At 45.9% G+C, this 12538-nt stretch carries 12 protein-coding genes; 11 read left to right on the top strand and 1 reads right to left on the bottom strand.

The genetic code is table 11. The annotated features are described in order from the left end of the window. Positions 1–26: 26 nt before the first annotated feature. Positions 27–707 (top strand): hypothetical protein, encoded by a 681-nt coding sequence (locus tag AAHF22_RS21075; RefSeq protein ID WP_347326989.1) that lies wholly within the window; start codon positions 27–29, stop codon positions 705–707. A 123-nt stretch (positions 708–830) separates the two neighbouring features. Here AAHF22_RS21075 and AAHF22_RS21070 read toward each other — a convergent pair whose 3' ends face one another. Then, a complete protein-coding gene (locus AAHF22_RS21070) occupies positions 831–995 on the bottom strand; it encodes a DUF1328 domain-containing protein (protein WP_347326988.1) in 165 nt (54 codons plus the stop codon). Between the two features lie 208 nt (positions 996–1203). Here AAHF22_RS21070 and AAHF22_RS21065 point away from each other — a divergent pair, with 208 nt between their 5' ends. The 10 genes from AAHF22_RS21065 to AAHF22_RS21020 all read left to right on the top strand — a co-directional run bounded on the left by AAHF22_RS21065 (position 1204) and on the right by AAHF22_RS21020 (position 12510). Continuing rightward, complete coding sequence (locus tag AAHF22_RS21065; RefSeq protein WP_347326987.1) at positions 1204–1728, top strand: DUF948 domain-containing protein; 525 nt, start codon at positions 1204–1206, stop codon at positions 1726–1728. Between the two features lie 64 nt (positions 1729–1792). Then, positions 1793–2362, top strand: coding sequence for a hypothetical protein (locus tag AAHF22_RS21060; protein WP_347326986.1), 570 nt, complete (start codon positions 1793–1795; stop codon positions 2360–2362). A gap of 148 nt (positions 2363–2510) precedes the next feature. Then, a complete protein-coding gene (locus AAHF22_RS21055) occupies positions 2511–2855 on the top strand; it encodes a YflT domain-containing protein (RefSeq protein ID WP_347326985.1) in 345 nt (114 codons plus the stop codon). A gap of 221 nt (positions 2856–3076) precedes the next feature. Continuing rightward, positions 3077–4246: a SpoIIE family protein phosphatase gene (locus tag AAHF22_RS21050; RefSeq protein WP_347326984.1), complete on the top strand. Its 1170-nt coding sequence runs from the start codon at positions 3077–3079 to the stop codon at positions 4244–4246. Beyond that, entirely contained in the window at positions 4243–7938 is a 3696-nt protein-coding gene (locus tag AAHF22_RS21045; RefSeq protein ID WP_347326983.1) for a response regulator, read from the top strand. The genes AAHF22_RS21050 and AAHF22_RS21045 overlap by 4 nt, the downstream gene beginning before the upstream one ends. A gap of 151 nt (positions 7939–8089) precedes the next feature. Further along, the gene (locus AAHF22_RS21040) at positions 8090–8983 is read left to right on the top strand and encodes a CheR family methyltransferase (RefSeq protein ID WP_347326982.1); all 894 of its coding nucleotides are present in this window, start codon (positions 8090–8092) and stop codon (positions 8981–8983) included. 18 nt (positions 8984–9001) lie between these two features. Further along, positions 9002–10669: a hybrid sensor histidine kinase/response regulator gene (locus tag AAHF22_RS21035; protein WP_347326981.1), complete on the top strand. Its 1668-nt coding sequence runs from the start codon at positions 9002–9004 to the stop codon at positions 10667–10669. A 258-nt stretch (positions 10670–10927) separates the two neighbouring features. Beyond that, a complete protein-coding gene (locus tag AAHF22_RS21030; protein WP_188777281.1) occupies positions 10928–11266 on the top strand; it encodes an STAS domain-containing protein in 339 nt (112 codons plus the stop codon). An 18-nt stretch (positions 11267–11284) separates the two neighbouring features. Beyond that, entirely contained in the window at positions 11285–11737 is a 453-nt protein-coding gene (rsbW, locus tag AAHF22_RS21025; RefSeq protein WP_347326980.1) for an anti-sigma B factor RsbW, read from the top strand. Continuing rightward, entirely contained in the window at positions 11734–12510 is a 777-nt protein-coding gene (locus tag AAHF22_RS21020; protein ID WP_188777278.1) for a sigma-70 family RNA polymerase sigma factor, read from the top strand. Before rsbW ends, AAHF22_RS21020 begins: the two co-directional genes overlap by 4 nt. The last annotated feature ends 28 nt before the right edge of the window (positions 12511–12538 follow it).

Here is a 12538-nt window from a genome sequence, read left to right as displayed (position 1 = left end):
TTTGCATCGAAATGGAGGCCGTTTCGTTGACGCAATCACAGGATCAGCACCAACAACAGGATAACAGGGTGCAGCAGAAACCACTTCAAGCCGAACATAAGCGATATGGACGGAAATCATTACAGCCGCGTCGCCGACGCTTTCTACGTCGATTGCTTGGCAGCCTGCTCGTGTTTGGTTTGCTAGCAGCCGTGGCGATTGCCTGGCTCGCCTGGATGATTGCACCGGAGCGTGATCCAGGTCTTACACATAATCATATTGATCTGAAGGCGAAAATTATACAAATGGTGGAGCAGCGCAAGCTAGAGACGACACTCACACCAGCGGAATTTAATGATCTGGCCACAGCAGAATTACTGGATCGTGCCAACCATTTTCCACCCGGTATAACGGTGACCGGAGCTGCATTTAGCTGGCAGGGTGAAGTAGTACAGGCGGATGTGAGGGGCAGTCTATGGGGGATTCCATTCGGTGGCTTGCTTGATTTTGATGCGGTACGTGACGGCAATGAACTGGTATTAACACATCGGCATACAACTGTGAAGCATGGCTCGTTCAATTGGCCGCATCTGGAGCCGATTCGAATTTCATTGAATAAATATATGCCTGCTGTGGCGAAAGTAAGCGATCTAACGTTTGGGACAGGACAGATTACCTTAACATTTAAACTGGATTTATGGAAAATACCTCGTTTATTATGGAGATAACACCACGCGAAAAAAGCACCATGACCCTATACAGGATCATCATGCTTTTTTCGCTTTTTTTGCGTTATCGCTTATAATCGGAATAGTCTGCCGTCGGCACCTATCCGTATGTTAGGCTACCTGCTAATACGTCTTTCGACGTCCGGTTAACAGACTTACCACAAACAGAACGAGGAATAAGAAGAACAAAATTTTTGCAACAGATGCCGCCGCCTCCACAAGGCCAAAGAAGCCAAAGATCCCGGCTACGATTGCGATAACGAGAAAAATAACGGACCATTTCAGCATGGATGTTCACCTTCTTTCGTGAAGTTTTCGGTAGTGAATGGTTAACCGTCATTTTTCCTTTTGAAACAAGCGCTTTGACAAGTTGGCAAGCTCGTACTTTTTGTTTCGTGCCAAAGGCTGGCGGGTAGTTATGAGTAACATACGTACATGAGGATTGACCTCGGAAGACATACCAAATTTCTATCGTGACGAAGGAGAGGACCTATCTATGATCATCAGTATCAGTGTCGCAATTATCGCGATCGCATTCGCCGTACTCGTTGTATTTCTGGTTAAAGTTTTACTCGCAGCTAAAGATTCGCTGGATAATGTATCCACCACATTGAAGGATGTTCAGAAGACGATGGAGGAGCTAACCTATGAGGTGAAACAAACGATTCGCACCGTCAATGATATTACCGCTAACGTGGATCACAAGTTGAAGCAAGTTGACCCTGTCGTCGACTCTGTTAACAATCTGGGTATTGTGCTTACTGAAGTTACCGAAGTTGTGAAGGAACTGACATTTAAGACCAAAGAAGTTACCGGTGCGGTATTTGAACGCATGAAGTCAGCAGGTGGCGGTCATGAATCCGCTGAAAACCCACATGGTGTTGTCAAAGCATCTACCCCGGAAGATCGTACATTGCAATCGTACGCTGCTACATACGGCGGCAAGCAAGGCGCCTGGATGAATGCCGTTGATATCGCGGTAAATATCTGGCAAAGAATGCGCAAATCTCCTTCACGTTAAGATGACGTTGTAAACAGGTTGGCAAGTGTTAAATTAAGAGGTAGACCGTAGAAAGGGTGAGACGATGATTACTCTCATGATGTTGCTCGCTGGAATATTGTCCCCTGACGCCGGTTACGATCAAGTATCTGCTGCTCCCGTACAATCGACTGCGGTTGTACAAACTGCTCAATATGCTTCTTCCACACCGGATCAAGGCATCCGGACGGCTGTAGATAAGCCGTCCGTATCGGATGCTGTTTATGAAGATCATCACCATACGTACAGTACACTAAATGGCGTGTCACTGGAAGATTCGAAGGCAGATGTGCTGCATAAGTTGGGCAAGCCTGCTGAGATTACGAAGACGCCGGGCGGTTATACGGAGTATCGTTATCATGATGTGACGGTAGGCATGATGGATGATGGTCTGATCTACTATATTAGTGTGCCGGTCAAAGCTGGTGCGGTCGAGTTGGATGGTCAGCATATTGCGCTGAATAAGCAGGAGATTACCCGTGCACTTGGCACACCACAGTTTACGGCTGATGATGGCGAAGGCTATAATAATGATTTTTATGCGTTTAAAGTATTTACCGATCCGGATACCGGTCATATTGTGAGCGCAGATATTTTCGATGTATGGTCGCAATAATGCATGTTACATGCAGAGAGTGACATCATTTGACGTGATTCGTATGAGCTGTTGAAAAAAATATCGAATCATCTGTTTCAAACGCGAAAGATGAGGTTAATGGAATCAATGACCATTTTGACAATCTTTGAACTGGAAGGTGAACAACATGAGTACGACTGATGCGAAACCTTATGGAAAAGTTGTAGAAAATGGAACACAGGCAGTAGAAGTTGTGAATGAATTGAAAAGTACCGGTTATGGATTCGATGATATTTTTGTGCTGGCTCACCAGAAGGACCGCACGGACAAAATTGCCGAAACCGCAGGTACGCAAGAAATCGGCATTAAAGAAGAAGGCGTATTTGACTCGCTGGCGAACGTATTTCGTTCCCGCGGTGACGAGCTTCGTTCCAAAATGACCTCCCTCGGCTTCACCAAAGAAGAAGCTGATTTTTATGAAGAAGAATTAGATAAAGGCAAGGTACTCGTCATTGCTCGTCGTCATTCCTGATTAGGAATGTGTCAGCAGGATGCTCGCTAGTATAGAGCCGTACAAGTATCAAGGACGATCGCAGAGTATGTATCAAAATCATAGACCATCGTCCCCGTAAGGGCCTTGAATTGTAGGACAGTACCTTCAACTCCACCTGCTCGGTGGTGTTGAAGGTTTTTTGACGAGTTTAAAATATACTCCCTCTGGGACATGCAGAAATGAAGGAATGAGGAGAATGTATGAATATATTAATCGTTGATGATAATCCGACTAATGTCATCATTATCCGCGAGATTTTGAAAAGAGAGCAGTACACCAATATCGTAACTTCGTCCTCGGCCAGAGAGATGTTTCAACATCTGGGCGTAGGCGAACCGGATGCGATCTCACGATCCAAAGCGAACGAGGTGGATCTGATCTTATTGGATATGATGATGCCTGAAATGGACGGAATTGAAGCTTGTCGCTTGCTCCAGCAGGATGAGCAACTTCGCGATATTCCTGTCATTATGGTTACCGCAGTAGGTGATTCCAAAAAGCTGGCTGAAGCGCTGGATGCCGGGGCCGTCGACTATGTGACCAAGCCGATAAATAAAGTCGAGCTAATGGCGCGTATTCGTCTTGCCCTGCGACTTAAACATGAGAAAGACTGGCATAAGGAACGCGATCAGCACATTCAAGAAGAGCTGAAGCTGGCAAGTCTTGTTCAACATGCTGTATTAAGCACACCGATTCATGATCCTCATTTCCAGATTGAAGCGTTGTATAAGCCTTCTTTTGAGCTGGCCGGTGATTTGTACGCCTGGTATCCACTAGGTGAAGGACGATACGGTATTATTTTGCTTGATATGATGGGGCATGGGATTTCATCATCGCTGTTCTGTATGTTTATCGCGTCCGTACTTAAGGATACGGTCACTACATATGTGGAACCGGAAAAAGTTATTCAAGAGCTAAATCGACGTTTTAATCAGCTTCATATTGAGAATCAGCTTGTACAATATTATTTTACGGCCATTTATCTGGTCGTCGATACAAAATACAAGCGTATCGATTATGTGAATGCAGGTCATCCACCAGGTCTGTTCTTTGCTGATAATGGCGAAGTCATTCGTCTGGGCACAACAGCGCCACCTGTAGGACTGTTTGATCGGATCGATATGGAATCGAAAAGCTTCCATTATGAAGGTGAAGGTCATATGGTATTGTATACCGATGGATTGCTAGAAGCTGTAGAAGGCGATCATGATACACAACTGCAATTTTTGATCGATGAATTGGCAGGTCATCATAAGCTGGATAAAGCAGAGATTGAACGGATGTTTTTTGAGACGAGCGTACCGTCTGATCGAGACGATGACAAATGTCTGGTATGGATTTCGCTACATGAAGGGACGGACAGTGAATGAAGTTGCGTACAAAGCTCGTACTGGGGTTCAGTGTCATCATTATCATCATGATGACGCTGGGCTTTATTACGTATGACCGCATGAATTATATGAATGAGCAACTGGATCAGGTCTATCAGGAGCGCTATTTGAAAGTACGTTACTCTACCGATGTTCGTTCAGAGATGAACGTTATCGCGCGTGAGATTGCCAATGTGTTACTAAGTTCTTCTTCGCAGCCGCTTGAGCAAACGCGCAATATGATTGAAGAAACGATTGTGAATGGTGGCAACAATTTAAAGCTGCTCAATCAAGGTGCAGACACGCCGGAAGAGCGGCAACTCATTGCTACCGTTTCAACGAACTGGGCAACGTATATTAACTTTGCACGTCAGGTAACGGATATACTGGCTAATGATCAGATTGCCGAGGCTAACGATTATCGCACTAAAGTCGGGTTAGCGGCACAGACCAATCTGGGCGATAGTATCAGTGTATTATCCGAATTTCAAGATCATGCGATCGATAAAGAAATTGCCGATGCCAATGCCGCATATCAAAGCTCGATTCGGATGACGACGTATGTAATGGGTCTGGGCATACTGCTAAGCTTATTAATTATGCTGTGGATCGTACCAAGCTTTAGTAGAGGACTTGGTGTAGTATCGACGATGATCAAAGGCTTCTCTGATGAACGCTTCGGGGCGATTCGCCGTATGCGTGTGAAATCGACCGATGAGATGGGCGAAGTTGCACTCGTCTTTCAAAAAATGGCAGGTGATCTACAGGAGAAGCGCAAGCTAGAAGATAAATATCGTCAGGCAAAAGAAGATCAGTCCTGGCTGGATTCTAATACTGCCCGTATTACCGAGCTGCTTCGCGGAGTAAGTTCGCTCCAACAAAGCGCGCAAACATTCCTCAATGAGTTTACGCCGCGGCTTGGTGCACAGATGGGCAATCTGTATTTACGTACACCGGAAACGCAGGATCGAATCGAGTTGCTCGCTTCTTATGCAGCTGAAGGTCAAACTACTGCACGTAAGGAACTGTATATCGGTGAAGGTTTGACCGGACAATGTGCGGCAGATCGTCAGCCGCTAATGATCGACGATGTGCCACCCGGCTATTTCCCGGTCAATTCCTCACTCGGTGGAGCAGAGCCGAAAAGCCTGCTAATCTATCCGATTTTGTTCGAAGATGAGCTGCTTGGTGTGATCGAACTTGCATCCCTACAAGGCTTCACCTCTCTGCAAAAGCAATTGCTGCACATGCTCACTCAGGATCTGGGTGTGATTGTGAACAACATCAACCGTCGCCTGCATGTCGAGCAATTGCTGCGCGAATCGCAAGCATTGACGGAGGAATTGCAAAGCCAGTCTGAAGAACTGCAAATGCAGCAGGAAGAGCTGCGTCGTTCTAATGAGCGTCTGGAAGAACAGACTGAGGAGCTGAAGCGCTCGGAAGACCTGTTGCAGCGTCAACAGGAAGAGTTGGAGCATTTTAACAATGAATTGATTGCCAAAACACGTGAGCTGGAAGAACAGGTACAGCATGTCGAAGAGCAAAATGAAGAGATCGAACAGAGCAAGTTCCAGCTGGAGCAACAGGCAATGCAGCTTGCGGTTACGAGCAAATACAAGTCGGAGTTCCTGGCAAATATGTCGCATGAGCTACGCACACCGCTGAACAGCCTGCTCATTCTGTCACAGCTATTGACCGAGAACAAGGATGGCAATCTGACGGATAAGCAGTTGGAATATGCAAGTACGATCTATATGTCCGGTGCAGATCTGCTCAAAATGATCGACGAAATTTTGGATCTGTCGAAAGTCGATGCGGGCAAAATGGATATCAATCGCGAACTGGTGCCTGTTGAAGCACTGGAAACGTTTGTGAATATGAATTTTGCGCCCGTAGCCGCGAAGAAAAATATCGAGCTACGTATCCTGGTTGCCGATGGCGTGCCGGAAGCACTTGTCACCGACGAGCATCGGGTCAAACAGGTGCTGCGTAATCTGCTGTCCAATGCATTCAAGTTTACGGACAAAGGCTTTATCGAAATGGCGCTGGAGGAATCGACAGGTAAAGACCTACCGGTGTATCTGCGTAAAGATTCGTCCTATATTGCGATCAGAGTCAAAGACAGCGGAATCGGTATTCCGCAGGATAAGCTGGATCTGATCTTTGAAGCATTCCAGCAGGTAGATGGTACGACGAGTCGTAAATATGGTGGTACCGGACTCGGTCTGTCGATTAGCCGTGAGCTGGCACGATTGCTCGGTGGCGGCATTACGGTGAGTTCTGAGGAAGGGCGAGGAAGTGTGTTCACGCTCTATTTACCAAAACTATCGCCGTCTGCTGTTGACCAACCGGCCCATGTGACTTCTACATCTGTCGATCATGTGAGTTCGGCTTATATGCCAGCTGACCAGACGATGCATATGATCCAGCAGCAAAGTGGGCGAAGCCGTTCGGTAGAACCATTACCATCTCAGCCATTGCCCGATACGCTGGAAGATGATCGCGATCGTATTGGAAAAAGCGATAAAGTGCTGCTTATCATTGAAGATGATCCGAAGTTCGCACGGATCTTGATGGATATGGCACGTGGACGCGGCTTCCGTGCACTGGTGGCGATGCAAGGCGACACCGGATTGCAGATGGCCAAAACGCACAAGCCAGACGCGATCATTTTGGATATTCAGCTACCGGTCATGGATGGCTGGTCGATTCTGAGTGAGCTGAAAAGCAATGCCGCCACTCGTCATATTCCGGTGCATGTGATCTCAGTCATGGACGATGTGAAGCAAGGGCTGATGATGGGCGCGATCGCCTATCTGAAAAAACCGTCCAGTAAAGAAGCGCTTGAAAAAGCATTTAATCACCTGCAATCGTATACGGAGCAAGGTTTGAAACAATTGTTAATCGTTGAAGACGACGAAATTCAGCGCAAATCGATTATTGAACTGATCGGTCATGACGATGTAGCGATTACCGCTGTATCGACCGGACAGGAAGCATTACAGGAATTAGATTCAAAGCGCTATGATTGTATGGTGCTCGATCTGATGCTAACCGATATGACCGGATTTGAGCTGCTTGATCGCATTCGTGATGATCAGCGTCTGCGCGATCTGCCAATCATTATTTATACAGGCAAAGAGCTGGACAATAAAGAGGAAACACAGCTTCGTAAATACGCCGAGTCGATTATCGTCAAAGATGTAAAATCGCCAGAGCGTTTGCTTGACGAAACAACCTTATTCCTGCATCGTGTTGAAGCGGATTTGCCGGAAGATAAGCGTCGCATTTTGCAGAAACTGCACAATAAAGAGACGCTGTTTGAAGGCAAACGTATTCTGCTTGTAGATGATGACGTGCGCAATGTGTTTGCCTTATCTAGCGTGCTGGAAGGCTATCGGATGGAAGTGACCTTTGCCGAAAATGGCCGTGAAGCGGTTGAATTAGTGGAGCAGCAGGAATTTGATCTCGTATTAATGGATATGATGATGCCGGAGATGGATGGGTATGAAGCGATGCGACTCATTCGTCAGATGCCTGAACATGATAAGCTGCCGATTATTGCGTTAACGGCGAAGGCGATGAAGGATGACCGCTCTAAATGTATCGAGGCAGGCGCATCTGATTATGTCAAAAAACCGATCCAAACCGATCAACTTTTATCATTAATGCGGGTTTGGTTGTATTCGTAGCAGGCAAAAGTGGGTATATGAAGTATAATGTACAACGCTGGCTCTTTTATAAGTCGGTGTAAATGTAATAATAAGGAGCCTGAATGATAAGTTCGGGCAGTCGATAAATATGCAACAATCCAAGAGTGAATAGAATTGGGGCTGAAAAGAAATGACACCAATCGATCATGAGCAAATAACCGGTACGACCGAATCGCCCCAGGGGGAAAGCCAGCTTACTACGAATCTTGCGGAACGCGAACATATCGAAATTGATCTGCTGCTTGAAGGCATGCACAGGCTGTACGGCTATGATTTTCGTAATTATGCCCGTGCGTCGTTGACTCGTCGCATCTGGCATCATGTCCATTCCGAAAAGCTAGGGTCTATTTCTGCATTACAGGAGCGTGTGCTTCATGATCGCACCTGTTTTGAGCGATTGGTACAAAACCTGTCGATCCCGGTAACGGAAATGTTCCGTGATCCGCATCTATTCCGTATGTTCCGAGAAAAGGTCGTGCCGCTACTGCGTACGTATCCTTATATCCGTATCTGGCATGCAGGCTGCTCTACTGGCGAAGAAGTGTATTCGATGGCGATTTTGCTTCATGAAGAAGGACTGCTGGACAAAGCGAGAATTTATGCAACCGATATGAACAATCGCTCGCTCCAGCAAGCTAGAGAAGGTGTGTTCGGCATTGAACGTATGCAACTCTATACGAAAAATTATCTGGAGGCGGGCGGTACACGCTCGTTCTCCGAATATTATACGGCTCGCTATCAATCCGTAATTTTCCAGCCTTTTTTGCGCAAGCATATTATATTTGCAGAGCATAATCTGGCAACGGATCGTTCGTTTAATGAGTTTAACGTTATTTTATGCAGAAATGTTATGATTTATTTTGATGATAAATTGCGTGAGCGTGTGCATAGTTTGTTTCATGAGAGTCTGAGCCGTTTTGGTATTTTGGTGCTCGGCTCAAAGGAATCGATGCAGTTTACAGGCTATAGTGATAGCTATGAACCACTGGACCGTATGGAAAAAGTGTACCGGAAAATTAACTAGAGAATGTAGGGGGATTCCATGAGGTTTCATGAACCGATTCACATCTTGCTTGTAGATGATCGACCTGAAAACTTGCTCGCACTGGAAGCCGTCCTTGAAAGTGAACGCTATAATCTGGTCAAAGCGACCTCGGGAGAGGAAGCGTTGCGTTGTTTACTTAAGGACGAGTTTGCTGTGATTGTGTTGGATGTGCAGATGCCTGGTATGGATGGGATCGAGACAGCCAAACTGATCAAAGCGCGGGAGAAGACTAAGGAAATACCGATCATCTTCATTTCTGCCAACAGCAAAGAAGCGGAGCATTTATTCGCCGGCTATTCTGCCGGAGCGATCGATTACATGGTGAAGCCGTTCATTCCACAAATTCTCAAGTCCAAAATCGAGGGCTTTGTGAATATGTACTTAACGAACAAACGTCACAAAACGCAATCGATGCAGTTGCAACAGAAGACGTTGGAGCTGGAAAAGATGAACCAGGAACTGATCCGTGCCAAAGAAGACGCAGAGATTGCGGCGAAGGCGAAAACTGAATTTTTGGCGATGATGAGTCATGAGATTCGTACACCGATGAACGGTGTAATCGGCATGATTGATCTGCTGATGGAGACGGAATTGCAATCCGAACAAAAAGATTATGCTGAGATCATTCGCAGCAGCGCGGATGCACTGGTTATGGTCATTAATGATATTTTGGACTTTACCAAAATGGAATCAGGCAAAATGGAGCTGGAAGAGCATCCATTTTCACTGGAAGCCTGCCTTTCGGAAGTGTTCGGTCTCTTTTCCATGGAAGCATCGAAAAAGAATTTGGAGCTAGTGTACCGCATTAGTGACGATGTGCCGGCTTATCTGTTTGGCGATATGGCACGATTACGCCAGGTGCTGATTAATCTGACCGCGAATGCAGTCAAGTTTACCGAGCATGGTGGTGTGTATCTTGAAGTACAGTGTGTCGGTGAGCAAGATGGACGCATGGAGCTGGAATTTAAAGTGAAAGATACAGGAATCGGCATTGCACAGGAAAAGCGAGAGCAATTGTTCCAGCCATTTTCACAGCTTGATTCATCGCTCACTCGCAAGTATGGCGGTACAGGTCTAGGACTGGCTATTTGCAAAAATTTAGTGCAGATGATGGGCGGCGATATACAGCTCGCTTGCGAAGAAATGGAAGCACAGGGCGGCGCTGTATTCTCATTTAACATCTGTGTGAGAGAATATAGTATGAGTGAGCTGGAAACGACCAGCCTAGAGGAGCGACCAGCAAGTCTGCTTCAACAGGGTAGCAGCATTCCGCATATTTTGATTGTGGACGATCATCCGATTAATCAGAAGCTAATGGTCACGATGTTAGAGCGGCTTGGCTATCATCCCCATACAGCAGATGATGGCGAAGAAGCGATTCGGATGGCGAGTCATCATACGTATGACTATATTTTTATGGATGTGCAGATGCCGAATGTCGATGGTCTGGAAGCAACGCGCCGGATTCGTCAGCTGGTGAGCGGCGAGCAAAGTGTGATTATCGCAATGACGGCTGACGTGATGGAAGGTATTAAAGGACGCTGTTTTGCCGCAGGGATGGACGACTATATTAGCAAGCCGGTGAAGATGACCAGTGTGAAAAATGTACTGGAACGATATTCTTCCGAGCTAGCGCGCTTTGAAGCGAAAAAGACCGTATATTAAGCACATCCGTTTATCGAGTTTATACGTATATAAAATTATAAATGAAATCGGATGTGCTGTTGCTAGTAGACGTATACGGAGTAAGCATAGCTGTAGGACTAAGGATTTTATAGTTGTTGTAACAACCATTTAATGGATAATGAATAAATTAATGGTTATTTTTCCATGTGTACAAAGATAGCAATTTAGCATCGAATGTTTCAGTGCTTTCGGCGTTGGGTTATTAGTAAAGAAACCATTGTTCAGGGGAGAATGTCTATGACTACAAATAAAAATGAGAAATTTAATGCAGTAACCCAGATGGATGAGCAATCCTGCACCGTATTTGTAAGTGGGGAAATGGATCTGTCTGTAGCACCTGATTTTCGTCTTGTAATGGAGCCGCTTGTAGGCAATGCAGAACAGGATCTGATCGTTAACATGAAGGATCTCAAATATATCGATAGTACTGGTATCGGTATTCTTCTTTCCATCCTCAAAGCACGACATGGCATGAATGCTAGCTTTGCCGTTGAAGAAGTCCCTTCCAACATCCAAAAGCTGTTTGAAATGACCGGAATCGCCAAGTTTTTCGCCCCTCAGGAGAATTCCCACTAGGAAAGGATCGAACATAGCATGAAAGTTGATACTCAAAAAGTGATACTTAATCTGCCAGCCACCGCAGAATTTGTAGATGTGGTACGTTTGAATTTGTACGGAATTGCCTCCAAAATGGGTTTTTCCTACGAAGATATTGAAGATATGAAAGTAGCTGTCTCCGCAGCATGCAACAACTCTGTCCTGTATGCATACGGTCAAGACCATGGTCATATTGACGTTATTTTTGAAATTGGAGAAGAAACGCTGTCGATCATCGTTGAAGACGAAGGGGAGAGCTTCGAAACGGTGAAAGAAGTAGCGGATCAAACGACACTTCATGATAAAGAACTGAGCGACGTCCAAATTGGTGGACTGGGCTTTTACCTGATGCAGGCGTTGATGGATAATGTCCGTATCGAGAATGTGGCGGGTCAAGGTACGCGTGTGACCATGTCCAAAAGCCTTGCTCGAAGTGAGGAAAGAGTATGAGTGAAAAAGTGACTCCCCCCGAATCGATGGACGAGGCAATCGGCCTGATCTGGGAGTATCAACAAACAAAAGACAATGATATCGCGACCGTACTGATCAAAAAGTACGAACCTATGGTCAAAATGGCCGCAGGTAAAATCGCTCGTAATCGCCCTGACCTGTATGAGGATCTATATCAGGTTGGGCAGATGGCGCTTATTCGTCTTTTGCAGCAGTATGATATCTCTCTGGGGATTCCTTTTGAACCGTATGCGATGAAAAGCATGATTGGTCACATGAAAAACTTTTTGCGTGATAAATCATGGTACATACAGGTTCCACGCCGAATTAAGGAAAAGGGAGCCCTGGTGCAACAGGCGATTGACGAACTGACCGTGAAGCTGGAGCGTTCCCCAAGTGTGCGCGAGATTGCTGGATTTTTGGATTTATCTGAAGAAGAAACGATTGAAGTATTGGCTGGACGCGAATGCTATCACTACGTTTCTCTGGATTCTCCATTATCGCAGGAAGAAAGCGCTGCAACCCTGGGTGAGCTGATCAGTGCAGATGTGAACGATTATGATGCGGTTGAGAAACGCATGGATCTGCAACAAGCACTAAGCCAACTGAAAGAGCAGGAGCAGAAAGTACTGCTGCTTGCATTTCAGGAAGGGCAATCTCAGCGTGCGATTGCACAAAAACTGGGCGTATCCCAGATGAGTGTATCGCGTATCCAGAAGCGTGCGACAGAAAAGCTTAAGCAGATCATGTCGAACGCATCCTCATCAGGATAACCAGATGGGATTAATAATGAATTTTACA

Origin of the sequence: Paenibacillus wenxiniae (assembly GCF_039822605.1) — a bacterium.
GTDB lineage: Bacteria > Bacillota > Bacilli > Paenibacillales > Paenibacillaceae > Saccharibacillus > Saccharibacillus wenxiniae.
This window is presented reverse-complemented; position numbering and strand designations above follow the sequence as displayed.